Source organism: 'Nostoc azollae' 0708, from assembly GCF_000196515.1.
Classification (GTDB): Bacteria; Cyanobacteriota; Cyanobacteriia; order Cyanobacteriales; family Nostocaceae; genus Trichormus_B; species Trichormus_B azollae.
This window is the reverse complement of the sequence record NC_014249.1, coordinates 1-13,905: the sequence shown is the minus strand read 5'-3', so window position 1 is coordinate 13,905 and position 13,905 is coordinate 1. Positions and strand designations below refer to the sequence as shown.

The 13,905-nt window shown below is 35.8% G+C and carries 19 protein-coding genes and 4 pseudogenes; 8 read left to right on the top strand and 15 right to left on the bottom strand.

Annotated features, from left to right (window positions below; translation table 11 throughout):
• Window positions 1-38: 38 nt before the first annotated feature.
• Both AAZO_RS40455 and AAZO_RS40450 read right to left on the bottom strand, forming a co-directional pair.
• Window positions 39-311: a hypothetical protein gene (locus AAZO_RS40455; RefSeq protein ID WP_013193276.1), complete on the bottom strand. Its 273-nt coding sequence runs from the start codon at window positions 309-311 to the stop codon at window positions 39-41.
• Window positions 312-442: 131 nt separating this feature from the next.
• A complete protein-coding gene (locus AAZO_RS40450) occupies window positions 443-592 on the bottom strand; it encodes a hypothetical protein (RefSeq protein ID WP_228371808.1) in 150 nt (49 codons plus the stop codon).
• 732 nt (window positions 593-1,324) lie between these two features.
• Between AAZO_RS40450 and AAZO_RS32500 the strand changes: the two are divergent.
• A pseudogene (locus tag AAZO_RS32500) lies at window positions 1,325-1,513 on the top strand (helix-turn-helix domain-containing protein); the annotation flags it as partial.
• A 235-nt stretch (window positions 1,514-1,748) separates the two neighbouring features.
• Here AAZO_RS32500 and AAZO_RS40445 read toward each other — a convergent pair.
• Both AAZO_RS40445 and AAZO_RS40440 read right to left on the bottom strand, forming a co-directional pair.
• Entirely contained in the window at window positions 1,749-1,997 is a 249-nt protein-coding gene (locus AAZO_RS40445; protein WP_041643999.1) for a hypothetical protein, read from the bottom strand.
• A 6-nt stretch (window positions 1,998-2,003) separates the two neighbouring features.
• Entirely contained in the window at window positions 2,004-2,393 is a 390-nt protein-coding gene (locus AAZO_RS40440) for a helicase-related protein (protein WP_041643998.1), read from the bottom strand.
• 503 nt (window positions 2,394-2,896) lie between these two features.
• On the opposite strand from AAZO_RS40440, the gene AAZO_RS35985 reads away from it, so the two are divergent.
• From AAZO_RS35985 to AAZO_RS35980, 3 genes are all read left to right on the top strand, one after another.
• Window positions 2,897-3,067: a hypothetical protein gene (locus tag AAZO_RS35985; RefSeq protein WP_187289697.1), complete on the top strand. Its 171-nt coding sequence runs from the start codon at window positions 2,897-2,899 to the stop codon at window positions 3,065-3,067.
• A 9-nt stretch (window positions 3,068-3,076) separates the two neighbouring features.
• Window positions 3,077-3,466 carry a hypothetical protein gene (locus AAZO_RS27970; RefSeq protein ID WP_144031420.1) on the top strand — a complete coding sequence of 130 codons (390 nt, stop codon included), beginning with the start codon at window positions 3,077-3,079 and terminating at the stop codon, window positions 3,464-3,466.
• A gap of 391 nt (window positions 3,467-3,857) precedes the next feature.
• On the top strand, window positions 3,858-4,031 hold the full coding sequence (locus AAZO_RS35980) for a hypothetical protein (protein WP_013193275.1): 174 nt from the start codon (window positions 3,858-3,860) through the stop codon (window positions 4,029-4,031).
• A gap of 107 nt (window positions 4,032-4,138) precedes the next feature.
• On the opposite strand, the pseudogene AAZO_RS25005 reads toward AAZO_RS35980, so the two are convergent.
• Window positions 4,139-4,540 (bottom strand): annotated as a pseudogene (locus tag AAZO_RS25005) (IS4 family transposase); the annotation flags it as partial.
• 195 nt (window positions 4,541-4,735) lie between these two features.
• Between AAZO_RS25005 and AAZO_RS41945 the strand changes: the two are divergent.
• The gene (locus AAZO_RS41945; protein ID WP_266890031.1) at window positions 4,736-4,861 is read left to right on the top strand and encodes a hypothetical protein; all 126 of its coding nucleotides are present in this window, start codon (window positions 4,736-4,738) and stop codon (window positions 4,859-4,861) included.
• A complete protein-coding gene (locus tag AAZO_RS40435; protein WP_228371807.1) occupies window positions 4,858-5,022 on the top strand; it encodes a hypothetical protein in 165 nt (54 codons plus the stop codon). Before AAZO_RS41945 ends, AAZO_RS40435 begins: the two co-directional genes overlap by 4 nt.
• A 327-nt stretch (window positions 5,023-5,349) precedes the next feature.
• Here AAZO_RS40435 and AAZO_RS35975 read toward each other — a convergent pair whose 3' ends face one another.
• On the bottom strand, window positions 5,350-6,435 hold the full coding sequence (locus AAZO_RS35975) for a tyrosine-type recombinase/integrase (protein WP_187289699.1): 1,086 nt from the start codon (window positions 6,433-6,435) through the stop codon (window positions 5,350-5,352).
• Window positions 6,436-6,937: 502 nt separating this feature from the next.
• Between AAZO_RS35975 and AAZO_RS24985 the strand changes: the two genes are divergently transcribed.
• Together AAZO_RS24985 and AAZO_RS44445 are read left to right on the top strand one after the other, a co-directional pair.
• On the top strand, window positions 6,938-7,192 hold the full coding sequence (locus AAZO_RS24985; RefSeq protein ID WP_228371821.1) for a XisH family protein: 255 nt from the start codon (window positions 6,938-6,940) through the stop codon (window positions 7,190-7,192).
• 39 nt (window positions 7,193-7,231) lie between these two features.
• Window positions 7,232-7,567, top strand: a pseudogene (locus tag AAZO_RS44445) (element excision factor XisI family protein).
• Window positions 7,568-8,874: 1,307 nt separating this feature from the next.
• On the opposite strand, the gene AAZO_RS44440 reads toward AAZO_RS44445, so the two are convergent.
• From AAZO_RS44440 to AAZO_RS24960, 9 genes and pseudogenes are all read right to left on the bottom strand, one after another.
• Window positions 8,875-9,144, bottom strand: a complete 270-nt coding sequence (locus AAZO_RS44440) for a hypothetical protein (protein WP_420807092.1) — start codon at window positions 9,142-9,144, stop codon at window positions 8,875-8,877.
• A 260-nt stretch (window positions 9,145-9,404) separates the two neighbouring features.
• On the bottom strand, window positions 9,405-9,569 hold the full coding sequence (locus AAZO_RS44435; protein ID WP_420807091.1) for a hypothetical protein: 165 nt from the start codon (window positions 9,567-9,569) through the stop codon (window positions 9,405-9,407).
• 439 nt (window positions 9,570-10,008) lie between these two features.
• Entirely contained in the window at window positions 10,009-10,146 is a 138-nt protein-coding gene (locus tag AAZO_RS44430) for a hypothetical protein (protein ID WP_420807090.1), read from the bottom strand.
• A 214-nt stretch (window positions 10,147-10,360) separates the two neighbouring features.
• The gene (locus AAZO_RS35970; protein WP_187289696.1) at window positions 10,361-10,507 is read right to left on the bottom strand and encodes a hypothetical protein; all 147 of its coding nucleotides are present in this window, start codon (window positions 10,505-10,507) and stop codon (window positions 10,361-10,363) included.
• A gap of 223 nt (window positions 10,508-10,730) precedes the next feature.
• Window positions 10,731-10,856, bottom strand: coding sequence for a hypothetical protein (locus tag AAZO_RS44425; RefSeq protein ID WP_420807089.1), 126 nt, complete (start codon window positions 10,854-10,856; stop codon window positions 10,731-10,733).
• Between the two features lie 16 nt (window positions 10,857-10,872).
• Window positions 10,873-11,062 (bottom strand): annotated as a pseudogene (locus AAZO_RS44420) (MoxR family ATPase); the annotation flags it as partial.
• A gap of 741 nt (window positions 11,063-11,803) precedes the next feature.
• A complete protein-coding gene (locus AAZO_RS41940; RefSeq protein ID WP_013193270.1) occupies window positions 11,804-11,929 on the bottom strand; it encodes a hypothetical protein in 126 nt (41 codons plus the stop codon).
• Window positions 11,930-11,938: 9 nt separating this feature from the next.
• The gene (locus tag AAZO_RS24965) at window positions 11,939-12,202 is read right to left on the bottom strand and encodes a hypothetical protein (RefSeq protein WP_013193269.1); all 264 of its coding nucleotides are present in this window, start codon (window positions 12,200-12,202) and stop codon (window positions 11,939-11,941) included.
• A gap of 169 nt (window positions 12,203-12,371) precedes the next feature.
• Complete coding sequence (locus AAZO_RS24960; protein WP_013193268.1) at window positions 12,372-12,599, bottom strand: hypothetical protein; 228 nt, start codon at window positions 12,597-12,599, stop codon at window positions 12,372-12,374.
• Window positions 12,600-13,905 lie beyond the last annotated feature (1,306 nt).

The following is a 13,905-nucleotide window of genomic DNA, read 5'->3' as shown; positions in this document are numbered from 1 at the left end:
TCTTTTTCAATTAACTGCCCAATTAATTTCTCCTTCTCTTACGCCATTTTTTGTGAGTGTTCCTGAGTAGCTTTTAACTCAACTGTGGCCGCTTGAATAGCAGTATCATGAATTTCAATAAATTTCCTCAGTTCGGCTTTTATTTGTTCTCTTTCTCGTTCTGCTAAAGCCTCAGCAATCTTTTGTTCTACTTGTTGTGCAGTGAAAGTCTCTTTTGGACTAGTCTTCCTTCCGCCCTGATTTGTTAGTACTCCTAATTGAATTTGTTCTGGTTCAAACAATATTTTGGTGAATGACTCTTGAGAAACCACATTTTCTAATAGTACCCACCAGGATTCATGGCCATTTATCTCTCATTTGGCGGTAATAATGCCTTTGTAACTTTTTCAGTCTCCATCAGCAATAACGACAATCTGTATCCCAGGAGCCAACTCTGGTGCATCTATTCTTTCGTTACTCGTAGTAGCAACAACGGTGGAATTAGTTTTTTGGCGCTGGTTGCAGTTTTCTCTGCTGTTCCCTTGACTTGTGCCGCTGTTTTCTTGCCAGAATCTACCCGTTCTTTGATGAGGTGATGAGCTACTTTACTCAATTGGCTCAGGGCTCCAACGCTCCATTTATGGACTTTTTTTCGTACTAAGCTTTGGATTTGCTTTGGTAGTTAGTCAAACTAAGTGAAAATTTTCATGGCTGAGGAGGCAATATGGCAAGATATGCCAAAATCTTCACTTTCAAGCCAAGTGTGAAAAACTTGTTTACCATTTGGGCAAAAAGTAAGGCAATCGTAGTACAAATTCTGTAATGCTTTACCACTAGCTAATAATCTATCAAAGGTCTGACGGAGAAAGCCGATAAAGTTAGCTAGCGTGGTTTTGGCTTTGTTTTGCAGTGCGCGTTCTGTAAATCGGTTGTAATCAAAGCTGTAATTGACTGCAAATAGCGTAATGGTATCGGCTTGTTTATTAATGTATTTCTTTAACTCTAGCTGTGCAGTTGCTTACTTGGATATCGCCTAGAGCTACCTTAAAACCCTGATCTTGTGTCATCATAGTTTTGACCTCAAATGTTACGTCTAGTTTTTAAAGGGTGATCGCATATTCTTGCTGGAATGGGGCGATCGCCTTTTTGCTTTTTCAATTATAGCGATTAACTATTTAATTATCTAATCGCCATAATAGCGTTAAGTATAAACACAATAGAAAAGAAAGACTTTTAAATAACAGTATCCTTAATGAATCGTAACGTTTCACCAAAATTTACTAAATGAAGTGACAGAAAAGTTGTGCAGCAGTTGAAAGTCTAACTTCGTTGTCGCTTACAGGATTTAATTGATGACCAATATTTGACCAGGTTGGTGCTGGCTCAGGCGAATGGGCTAACTTTTACTGTTGTTAGGGGATTGTATCATAACTCTGAAAATTGTTATGATGTTGATATTTTAGCAGTTGTGTGTGATTTTTTCGGCTGTGGAATGGGTGAATTGTTTAATGTGATTCCCAAAGAGTGGCAATAGCGAATAAAGTAGTATTTCCAAACTTTATCTTCGTTGTTCATTACAGCTAGATCACTATAAAGAACCTCCTTAATGGCTTAACCACTTTACATTATCTCTTGAGTTTGTCAGTTAGATAGGAAAGACTGTAACAATCCTGCAAACAAAGTTTCTCTAAAATTCATCAATCTCAGAGAAGACATTTTATCAAATACAGCTGTGTAAAAAGTAACCTGGTGTTCCTTGCCTTTATAAGTCAGTAACTAAGTCCTTTCCCGTTTGGCTCAAAAATCACCCCAGTAGATTTTAAAATTGCCGATGTCGTAAATAAATGCTCAATGCTTTCTGGTGTAAAAGGAGTGGGTGGAATAGCTTTTTCAATTTCTGCCAAATCAGCATCCAAATCCATTGTCACCATTGCTTCAATTCCTGGACGAAGAGGTGTGTCTAATACCGAGTCAAACTCATACATCGATACATCCTCTTCTTTTGGATCTACGCTCATAGCTACCTATTCAATGAAAGTGGGAACTTTGGCTAAAATGGGTTGGAGATTACCCACAACAGTAGCAAAGGCATTGATGCGATCGCGTAATTTTCTATAAACTTTTGTTTCTAGAGTGCCATCACAATAAAAATTCTGGATGCGGACAGTTTGATATCTTTGTCCAATTCTTTCAATTCCGCTTATAGGTTGTTCTATGCGCATTGGATTCCAGAGGATCTCATAATTGATTAACACTCCACAATTTTGCAAGTTTAATCCTTCTGATGCAGATTTCGTACAAAGCAGAATTTTGATTTCATCTTGGCGAAATTTATGTTTAATCTCTTCTTTGGGAACTATACGCCAAGTAGTTTGATTATTGACTGTTGAATCCTGACTATTTTGTTCAGTCAACGGTGAATTGTTAACAGTTAATACTTACCCACCTTGTCCAGAGTAACAAGCTAATTGACTACCATACAATTGTTTTAAAGCATCTTGCAGATAGTCCATTCTGTCTGTGTACTGGGTAAAGACAATGGCACTTTCTCCTTGGGTTAATTCTTGGCGTAAAGTCTGAATAAAATGGAAAAGCTTGGTGTCTTCTCCGGTATGTCAAGTTGGCGCAGTAAATCCTTTAAATATTGATTTTTCTGGGGATCTACCTCTTCAAAGTAGGATTCCGTCCGCAAAATTACTGCATCATTAGCTTTATCAATATCTGTATATTAATCTTCAGTGATGAAACTTCCTTGTTTAGTTAATAAACACTCTAAACCATCTTGTAAATATGCCTTGATAGCGTACAAGGAACTGGTTAAATGTTTCCGGTACGAAGAAAAGGGGGGGGATATATTGAAGGATGCCCATAAGACTGGAACTAGTTACCTAGACCTGATTTTCCACTTCTAGTTGGTTTGGATGGCGAGTATGTTCGTTCCTATGGTAAGAAGTTGAAAAAAGCGAGTAACTTTGAAGTTTTTGTTGGTAAAAGTATAAAAGCAGACGGCACATCAAAACGTTTTTGCATGACTTATTGCTACGATAATAAACTTCAACGCCGTATCTTTAAGGTGTTAAAGTTTTAAGGAATGCAAATGAACCAACAAATAACTTTTCTATCAGATGGTGATGATAAACTTCCCAAGCTAATATCTTACTTAAACCCCGATACACAGTATTTACTGGATTGGTTTTATATCACAATGCGAATAAGAATAATATTAATCAAGCAAATGGTCAGGGGTTTGGGTCGGAAATATCAGCAGATTCAAGAAGATAGCCTCAAACAAATTAAACGTATTAAGTGCTATCTTTGGCATGGTAATGTATTCATGGTATTAGAGTTAATTGACCTAGTGATTGATATTTTAGAAATAGTTCAACTAGATGATAAAGCATCAAAAGAGTTCAATAAACTGCTAAAAATAGTGAGGGAGTTGGAGAGTTATATCTCTAATAATGAAAGCTATATTCCCAATTATTGAGAACGTTGTTGCTGTGGTGAAACTATTTCCACTAGTTTTACAGAATCAGCAGTAAACTAGATTGTCAGCAAGCGGTTTTTGAAAAAGCAATAAATATGTTGGATACCCAAAGGTAGCCATCTTTTGATTCAGGTACGGACACAAGTTTTAAATGAAGAATTAACCAGTAAATTCCAGTAATGGTATCCCGGATTTAGAGTCGATAACTAACAGAATCAGCTAATATCTTATGCTGCTTAGATACTCAATATTCATGTAATTCAATTTACCGGATCAACACAAATTTCTGTGGAAGGTTGATTTCTTTTCTAAGAAACTGTGCAAAACTAACTTTTGTGCTTAAGTTGGTAAAATTAGTTGGTATACCCCAAGCTTTTTAGGAGTTTGGGTCATGAGTAAAGAACTTGTCCAATTACCGAAAATTGGTAAAACAGAAAAACTTGAGCGTCAATCGCCTAACTCTCGCAAATATTGCGAGGTCAGGACTAGAGAACATTCGTTACTGGAAGAAGTTGAGGCGATGCGGTCAGCTATCCAAAAATCCAAGGGTCGCTACGCTTATTGAGACTCGACCCTAATTTAATTTTGTTGATCTAAAGTCATGGATTACGAGTGGCAGCAGATTTTGTGGTTATTTAAAATGGGTAAACTTTTCTTCACTATCCGTGATTATCTCTCAAAGCTACTCCTACCTAACTTTGGTAATAATTCAAAATATATAGGAAATGCTCTTTGATCCCAAACTATATTAATCATGAATAAATTGATATGTCCCCAAGCTATCCTATTCATCAGTATATAAATTAATTTTTCATTTCTGAAATATGTTTCTAAAAATGTTTTCATAATCGAGAACCAGATTTTATCAATTGTTAGGTTTGGTAAAGATATAAGTCTCTGTATTTTTCTTTTTCTACTTTCAGATTTAATCGGAATTGTTATGTCAGTAAGCAAAGCTTCTAAACTTACTTTTTCTAATGATCGCAGCAGAATGATCATCATTCTGAGCAATATATACTCTGCTAGATTCAACTGATTTTTTAGGTCTGTCTTATAGAATTCTTGTAACTCCATTAATAGATAGTCTTTATTGAAAAGACTGCTTCTATCTTTTCTTACTATAAAGCAGTATAATCTTTATCTGATAGTCCTTTTCGACTATTTTGTCATTTGTTCATGTACAAATAGTAAGATTTAAATACAGATGAATAATCAAAAATTTTAGCTTTTATTGATTCTCTAAAATACCAAAAACAATCTGCTTCTAAGTTGGGCCAAAAGTTAGGAAAAATCCGCCAAGAGATAATTGATTCTGGTATGCCTTTATTAACGGCTGAAGAAGTAGACAAAGAGAAAGCAGAATGTCGAGGTAGATATGGAGAAGACCTGATATGAATCGTAATTTTATTGAGGCTAGTATTTTAATTTATACTGCTCTTTCTCAAGGAGAGATCGCTGAACAGGCCTTACAAATTCTGGAGGACGAAAACCGAGAATTTGCTTCTAGTATTTTTCTTAAATTAGAGGTATTACCAAAAGCAATTTATAATCACTAAAAAACTGAAGTTAAGTTTTATGAAGCATTTTTTGAGGAAGTTTCTCACTGGGCAAAGGGTATAAATACAATTATTGCCACAGCTTATGAACAATCAAGTAAATTTGGAGTAGGGGCAATGGACGCTTTATATATTGGGCTAACTTTATCTGTAGAGGCAACAGAATTTATTACTAATTAAAAACCAGAAAGATCCATTTATCACACTCTAAGTATTAAAATGATTTCTATTCATTCCTAAAAAATTAAGTAACAATAATTTCAAGATTTAATCCAAGGTGCGACTTTTAACAGAACGAAGGATTTGTTTTAACTTTGATATTTCTCCTCAAAACCTCGGTAATACAGTCCCCGTTCCCGCATCCTTTTTAGAACGAACATAGGTCTTAGTAGTATCGCTCTTACTATGCCCTAACTGGTCTTGCACCTCAAACAGTGATTTACTATCCACCGCCCGCGATGCGTGAGAATGCCGTAACCAGTGGCAAGAAAACTTTACCTTCGCCACCTCAGATATATCCTGAATCAACCTTTTAATTGCCCGGTCACTCAACGGTAAACCCCGCTTTTTCGGGTTAGGTGACATATTCGGAAACACTGGCATCTTTTCACCTGCCATCCCCCGGTACTTCTTAAAGATCCGTGAAGTTTCGTGATCCAAACCAATTTCCCGGTACTTTCCCCCCTTGCCCCGAAACTTAATTGTGTAATATCCCCTGGAACTATCTTCTGGTATCGGGTCGGGCTGCCATTTAAAATTGTGCCAATATAAACCCGGATAATCTTCCTTCGGCTGACCCGGTTTATCACCAGGAACCGTCACCCGACCAACCTCACCCACCCGCATCCCACTATAAAAAAGCAAAGAAAAAACTAGCCAGTACTGCTCCCTCAATCGTTGGGCAACATCAGCCAACTGTGCCATCTCCCAATCTTCTAAATAACGCTCTGCCTTTGGTAAGTCACTGAAATTATCGTAATCTATACTACTAGTAATATTCCGTAAGAAATAGCCAACATTCTCCCCATGACCATAGCTCCATAGTGATCGCAATATTAGCACCTGGTTAGATTTGGTATAAGGAGAAACCTCACCCCAACTAGCAATAAATTCCAGTAACTTTGGTGCCTGAACCAGCCGTAAATCTCGTACACCTTGATTTTTCAACCAAGTGAGTAATTTTTGACCAAAGCGATAGTATTTTCGCTTAGTTTGCTCACGGTTCTGTGACCCTGCCCAAGCCAAAATCAACTCCTCATCATTTGCTACAGCAGGTGTAAGGTAATAATATTGGCGAATCACCTCCTCTACTAATTCAGCGGTAACAGATGCAGAAGTATCATGACATACAACTCTACTGGCGGAGGGAGGGAGACTTTCTACGTTGCTTACCTCAACATTAGTAATATCCATCTGGGAAATAACCATCACATGACAATTAACATCTAGCTTCCTGGAAGCGTGGTTTCAGGAAGCTTTTTTTATATTCTACCCTCCCGTGAATGTACAGGGAATTTCATGTCTAACTTGGCGTTCGCTCATTGGGAATATTTGGTTAACACACCAGATGGCTTTTGGTGCGTGTAATTACGGTCAGAAGAGGTAGATGGCAGGGGGAGCTTGGCTTGTACTCCGCCCCAGTTCAATTGTCCTGGAGGGGTTTCTCTAGGAGACGCTCCGCGAATGTATTTATATTCCGCGGATCTCCACGCAATAGGAGAATAGCTCCGCTGTGTGATGGGGCGAAGTGCATTCTTTATTTCAACTGTTCTATAAATTGCAAGTAAATCAGAGAAAGATAGCGATGGCAGCTAAAGATAGATTCATCCTGTGGTTAGAATTTCTTTGGAAAATGAGCAGTGGTAGATAAGCGATCATTTCCTGCGACTAGAAGTAGGCGGAACAGAGGAAAGAAATTGATTTAGTTACCCAGCAACTATTAGCAGCAGCGCGAGACCAAGAAAAAATTGCAGTTGAAATTAAGACCCTCTCGAGTGATTCGCCACTGACCAATTACCATGCTGCGTTAGGACAGTTTTTGAACTATCACCTGGCTTTAGAAATCAGTGATCTAATTCGTATTCTCTATTTAGCTATGCTTGTGGTTACTTATGAAACTTTTTTAAAACGGGAATTTGCAGAAATTTTATTAGTAAACATATCAAATTAAACAAATTATTTATGACCCGATCTAAGAGGTAATTGTATAATGGATACCATAGATTCTTATCCCCATATAATTCAGTCTTTGTTGACAGATTATGCAGCTATTCTCATCGCCAATGGGTTAATAAATTGCTACACCGTTTTTGAGCTTGAACAAGACCATTACTAGATCATGAATATGGTATAGGATGAACATCGGCAGGTATATGGTTGTGTTTTATATTTGGATATTAAGCAGGGAAAGATTTGGATTGAGCAAAATATGATGGAAATGAGAGTAGCTCAAGAACTTGTGTAAAGAGGGATAGTAAAGGAAGATATTGTGTTAGGGTTTCAAGCTCCGGAAATGCGGCGATATGTGGATTATGCAGTTGTATAATTTAACAGAAGGGATAGCGATAAATTTGAGTGTGGACGCTAACAGTATTGTGATTACACCACAAAAAAGAAAAAAATATACGCTTGATGATTTGCTCTCCTGGTATAACTCCTGATTTCATCCTAAATTGGAAACGGGAAATGCTGTGGGGAGTGAGGATTGGTAGTTAATTCTTATTTTCCGAATAGAGGAGATATTGTCAAATTAGAATTTGGGAACACACAACGATTTACGGCTGATTCTATTAGGCGTGCATTTGCCCTGCCAGTCTCAGGAATCTCCTTTGTTAAAAAAATAAATATTTTACTTCTCTAATTACCAATGCCCTCATAGGTAAAATAGATTTCACAGGGAAAAGGGAACAGAAAAAACTCATGTTTTTAAACATGAGATTGAAATAATGACACTGTTTTTTTTCAACTGAGCTCTAGATTCAGAACTAAGGTTTCTTAGATGTTCCCTGTTTCCTTTTTTGTACGCCAAAGTTATTATTCCCTAACACCAGAACCCACCATGACATAAATTACCCTTGTAGAACTCCCAAAAAACCTTCAAATCCTACTTAAACTAGCCAAAAAAACGGCCGAAACCCTTACCATTATACAAAATGGTATTCTCTTTGCCATGATTTCCTTCATCAAGAGAAAATCGGTCTTGCAAATCCTTTCCACTCTTGAAGTACTGGACGAAGACTTTGCTGAGGTGGACGCAGGATTATTACCTTTAGACGGTATTAAATTTTAAAGATGACGTATTTATACTTGTTAGATATAAACATCATTTCCGAATTAATTAAAAACGTGACAGGAGTGAGATTTTCAAAAATTCACGATGTTAGAGAAGACAAAATTAATATACTAGGCTTCTGCTCTTTAACTACGAATTACGAATTGATTTAAGCTAAAATATCTACTTCAAACTTATTAACTGGAGTTTAGACTAAGGTATGGAAAATGATCCAGTAGGGCTGAGTTAATCAGAGACTTAGAAAAAGTATGAATAACCTTGAGTATTAAACAGCAACAGATGGTTCTTTAGGTGACTGTGATACTTTTTTTGACGAGGGGGTAAGGATTTTTACGGTGAAGCTTTTGTCCGGGTTATCAACCAAGAGACTTTCCGCGAGGTTTGGGTGCAGAACCAGGAGTACCAATGGCTGCAAAAACTCCACTCATGGATTGAGTAACCCTTCCAGGGGTCAAACTATCCTGAGACTTCTGCCAAGGTAGAGGATGATCAGTAACGATATCATGGGCTAATCATAATTCCCAAGTTATCAGAGGCATGATATCACTCCACTGTTCACACTACTTACGAGTGCTTAAATTCGGTATATTCCAATGCAAACGTTGCTTTAAAAAGCGATACCAATGGTCAATGTTAAAGCGACGCAAGTAAAGAGACCAAACTTCTTCTAGGGGTGGTATTTCTTCTCCTACCCAAGTCAACCATAAACGTTTAGATACTCTCATGTTACCTTGCGCGTTGGGATATTTAACCCTAATTAGTAACAGTGGGTGTGTAGCAGCCTGACGGAAGTGTAAATTTTTCCATAATCTCACCCGGACATGTCCCAATTTTGGGTCATTTATTTTTAATACAGATGTTGTCTCACCTCATGTTGTTGGCTCATTCAGTTTAAATTTATCACCATGTTTCTTCGGACGGCCTTTCCCAGAATAATCTCCCGGTTCACCCTATAACCACAAATTTGAACGCAACTAAACGAGAATATCTGTGGGAATATTACCAGTTTCTAAGACAAAAGGCCCACAACGTATTCACTATCCCAAACGGAAATTGGTCTGGTAGCCAAATATTTACACACTTGTTTGAGTTACCAAATTGTTTTTGAGATGGGACTTTCGGCACTTGTGATTCGTTCATGTCTTAGAGGTAATGCCCAACTCCCTTCTTTTTCTGGTATCCAAGCAATTGTGTTATACCCCTGTCCTATGGTTATTGGTTTATTTCCAGCTATGGATGTACCACTTATCTTCATAGGTTCTCTCTTTCAATTTGACTGTATCTGGTTGTGACCAGTTTGTATGATCTCCTCCCAATAGAGGTTTCTCCATGGTTGGTATCTGTTCTATAATCTAGGTGCATGAATTTCTGTCGCTGTGGTCTGCGGTCTTGTAGTGCCTCCTAGAGGCTTGTGCATTTTCGTCTAAACAAGGCGTGATAGGGACAACTCTGCTAGACAATAAACATTTCTCGTTAGTAATATCGCATCTGTTAATTCAAAGTTAGCGTCTTTCACTCTGCCTAAGTACTTATATGTGGTTTGACGGAATCCTTTTAAGGAGGTACGTTCCATATTGGTGAGTAAGAGTAGGTGATTCTTCTCTTAGCTTTTGCCAAAAGGGGAACTGTATTCAATCAGACTCCCTTCTTTTATTGAAGATCACCGATTTAGTCTAAAGTTCAGTATTTTTGTTTCACTTTGCTTGTCGCCCCCTCAAGTGGTGTCCTTTTTGTCTGAAGATATACTTCAAACCCTGAGTATGTAACCATTTCCTTAAGTCAGTACCATGAAATTCTCTATCCCCAATAATGACTAATTGATTATTTTTCAATAACCTAATTATTAAACGTAATACTTTTTTGTTCTTGCAAATTACTGCAACCCTCTTTATCTAGCAGACACTAATATAGTGGTAATGCTCTTTTCTGATAAATTGCACTTACCACCAAAATGGTATTGCTTCTCCATTGTGTTCTGTCTATAGCAATTACCAATTGGGAGAGTGGTTTAAGTAATCGTGCTAAAATTGGTGCAATAGTTGGAAACTATAGCAGCACTACACTCAATTGATTAGAGTTCAAAAATCTTTGTATATGACGACGATGGCTACTTTCTTCTATTGGTAATGGCAGGTTAGCTGCTAATCTTCCTATTCTGACTCTTTTCTGTGTTTGAAGTACCCACACCACCATTTTCAGGATGATTAACTGTCTATTACTCAGGTATTATTCGAGGATTTCTTGATAAAATGATGGTAGTATTTATTTTTATTGTTTTGTTATTTTGATGAGACCATTCTTTTTTACCATCAAACTGCACCTTATAAATAGCTGTTTAATAACCCCATAAAATTGTTAATAAGCACCAGATTTTTTGAGTGCATCTATTACCTTTAACCCTTTATCTATATTAGTTTTATATTCCTTGTCGCCCGATCAAGGAAAAAGGTCCTTCATATTTAGGAGGTTGACTCCAGAGATGATCTGGACGAGTTTTAATATATTCAATTACCCAGGGATGAATATCATGATTTTTGTCCAATCTAACTAGTCTCAATGGGAAACCTTTAAATGGACATGAACTATGCGGTTGAGTAAAGGTGAAGACATGGGTTTAACGATTGCACTATCTTGAGCGCGATTACCCGCACCAATGACAATTGAATCTTTGGGAAGATGGTATTCACCAATTTTGTGTTTATGAACTAGGCTATGGAATGCTTTTTGTACTTCATGAGAACAGGCATCTTAACTCCATCTAAATAAGAGTTCTATTCAAATTCTAAGCCTAAACGATGTTGATCATTTGTTACGTTATATCCTCTTATTTTATCATTGATAAAATTCCAGGCATCTTGAGATATCTTAGATTTATCTACTAGGTTTGTACCCTGGAAAAAATTTCCATAATTGACAGCACTATGATGAACAAAATAATTTCTTATAGCATAACAAGTACCCATAAACTAACCATAATTTACTTTTATAAAGTAACTAATATAAGAAGATTTATTTTCTTTGATAAAGTGGCTAATTAATTGTGATGGACTAGTCAGATTTTTACAGGCTGATTCAAGACAAAAAATAGAGAAATCTTACTTGTAATTGAGTCATATATAGCCTAAGTTGTTGCAAGATACGCTTGAAACTAAAGTAGTCGGGCATTTTCAAAAGTAATTTCTGTTCCAGAATATCTAAAAATATCATTACAGGTATTAGTATCACAGAGTAGTTTTTCTAGTAGTTTATGGGGATCCTCTCTACCATTCACAAGAGTATTTATACAAGATAAATCACCTCCTATTTGTTCAAATTCTTTAATTTTATTGATAGATGTATCATGCAAAAATAATGAAAAACTATATACATTTAATGTATCAACTATTTATTATAACTTATTAGTGCTGTTATTTATATAATCTTTTAATCTTTCTGCATTTATTCTTCTATCTCCTCTTTAACTAGTTCAGTTTGACGTTCTATTTCTACTTATGCTAATTGCAATCTCCATTCCCAGTATGGTTTAAGAACTGAATCATTTTCAGTCTCTAGTTTTTGTTCTGCTGTTTCTACCTCTGCTTCAAAAATTGCAGCAACTGTTCCTATACTTGACATCCATGTTTTTTATTTAGGATTAGTCAGAGCTTGTAGAATTGAATATTTATTACTATCATTAAATTGAATTGCTAGAGAGTAAGTCTCATGGGCAATTTTACGCCGGTTAGGAGACTCTTCTGGGTAATAACCAGCAAAATTTGACCACTGATAAATTTCTTGTGGATTTTCCTTTACTTTAGAATCTCGCAGCTTTTCTATAACTAAATCACTGGTAAATACTCTATTAAGAGTAACCTCAAATAAATGCTGAGGTAAACTATACACTAACATTGGAGAAGTATCAATATATTATAGTATAGTTGTGAGTATGTTTCTTACTTTATTATCATTTACTTGTTCTAAACAAATAGGAATAACCAATTCAGATAATCTTTGTAAACTGGGTAATATTTCGTATTCTAGTGGAACTATCGGATTCTAAAGACATTTCTAAGCGTGTTTATACAGCATTCAAGAGCCACTCCAAATCTAGTTTAGCAAATATTTGCAATATTTCTTGTAAATGGTCAATACTTCTACCATTAAGATTATACATGTCAGGTGGATGTAAAACTTGATCTAAAATCCCATAACTCAAGGAAGGATTATTTACATTATTAGTCCTAATATTCAGTGAATGTATTGCATAGTCTAATAATGCTAAAAATGTAGTTAACTGATTAAGCAATTATTGATTATCAAGCTCATTAAATACATTTTGTAGTGTATTTTTGATTCTGTCTAAATTGGGAAAGAAAATTCCACCCATTAAACTGAGAAAGGGGATAGATGAATTAGTCTGTAAGAAATTATTTTTCTGCTCTAATAAAATATTTACTTCTGTATCTGAGATACTATCCCAGGTAGTTTCATAAATTCCTTGAATCAGATTTACAATTTTTTCTTTATTATTATTATTAGTTCATTGTAGAATCTTCTGAAATACCTATGTTAGTTCTGAGTAATTATTTTTTCTAGTTATCCAAACCCAGTTTTTACAAACTATTGTAGCAAACTGAGACTCGGGGTTTTCAAAAGATAGTGTTAATACTTGTTCAAGAAACTTATTTATGACTTCACATTGTGCTGCTTTCTCACCTAATTTAGCAGCTACAATGAATGGTATAGATATTTGATTAGGATTTCCCAAAAATGGAAGTCTAGTCTGAATACATTCATGAATACTCTGTAAGTTATTTGGATTAACTAGTTCTTAGTTTATACCCTCTCCCCACTTTTCTAAAACTCTCTATTGGAAAGTATCTCTCTCAAGAAGAGGAGCATATTCTGGGAATAGTTAGTTTTTCTGAAAAAAATCTTTAGAGTTAGTTACTATTTTTTTGAGTTCAGGATCTCGATCAAATCAGTAATGCCAATCCCAAGTGTTACGAGCAGTAGTAAGTTGTTAAGTATCTAGAGTTTCATAACTATTTAGCGAGTTTAATACCCACTGTCAATCCTGAATTAAAACATTACGAAATTTTTCAGAATAGGAAATCACATTATTAATTTCTCGATGTAATTCAACTAATAAATCCCAGAAAAGTAATGCCTGATTTGATGAAATTTTGCGCTCGGATAGAATCTCTTTGATTTTGCTACGAAGTGAATCTCTAATTCTCCACCCGGATTGATCTTGTGTAATTATTTATCCTTGATCAATTAGGTTTCTTCCATTAAAGCGTGTATCATAGTTTTCAACAGATAAAAGTGCCTTGCATAAAATATTAAGTTGTAACTTATAATATTGATTAATATTCCCCATTGGGCAGATGTGTTCTAATATAGTATTTGCTATCTTCAAAGCAGATTCTTAAAAATTACTAATAAAGTCTAAACCACCTGTAATGATTTTAGGCAGAATAGTTACTGCTCTTTTACCATCATTGGGGAAGCCTTGTGGTCTACGATTTACAATATTATGTTCTTGGATTAGTAAATCATATAGTAATAAGGAAATAGTTTTCTGATCATTTAGACTTTGACTGGTAATA

Bases quoted from the DNA above. Each gene is read 5' to 3' on its own strand.
- AAZO_RS40445 (WP_041643999.1), bottom strand. From the start codon at position 1,997: ATGAGCGTAGATCCAAAAGAAGAGGATGTATCGATGTATGAGTTTGAC.
- AAZO_RS27970 (WP_144031420.1), top strand. From the start codon at position 3,077: ATGAACCAACAAATAACTTTTCTATCAGATGGTGATGATAAACTTCCC.
- AAZO_RS35980 (WP_013193275.1), top strand. From the start codon at position 3,858: ATGAGTAAAGAACTTGTCCAATTACCGAAAATTGGTAAAACAGAAAAA.
- AAZO_RS40435 (WP_228371807.1), top strand. From the start codon at position 4,858: ATGAATCGTAATTTTATTGAGGCTAGTATTTTAATTTATACTGCTCTT.
- AAZO_RS35975 (WP_187289699.1), bottom strand. From the start codon at position 6,435: ATGGATATTACTAATGTTGAGGTAAGCAACGTAGAAAGTCTCCCTCCC.
- AAZO_RS44435 (WP_420807091.1), bottom strand. From the start codon at position 9,569: ATGAAGATAAGTGGTACATCCATAGCTGGAAATAAACCAATAACCATA.
- AAZO_RS35970 (WP_187289696.1), bottom strand. From the start codon at position 10,507: ATGGTGGTGTGGGTACTTCAAACACAGAAAAGAGTCAGAATAGGAAGA.
- AAZO_RS41940 (WP_013193270.1), bottom strand. From the start codon at position 11,929: ATGTCAAGTATAGGAACAGTTGCTGCAATTTTTGAAGCAGAGGTAGAA.
- AAZO_RS24965 (WP_013193269.1), bottom strand. From the start codon at position 12,202: ATGTTAGTGTATAGTTTACCTCAGCATTTATTTGAGGTTACTCTTAAT.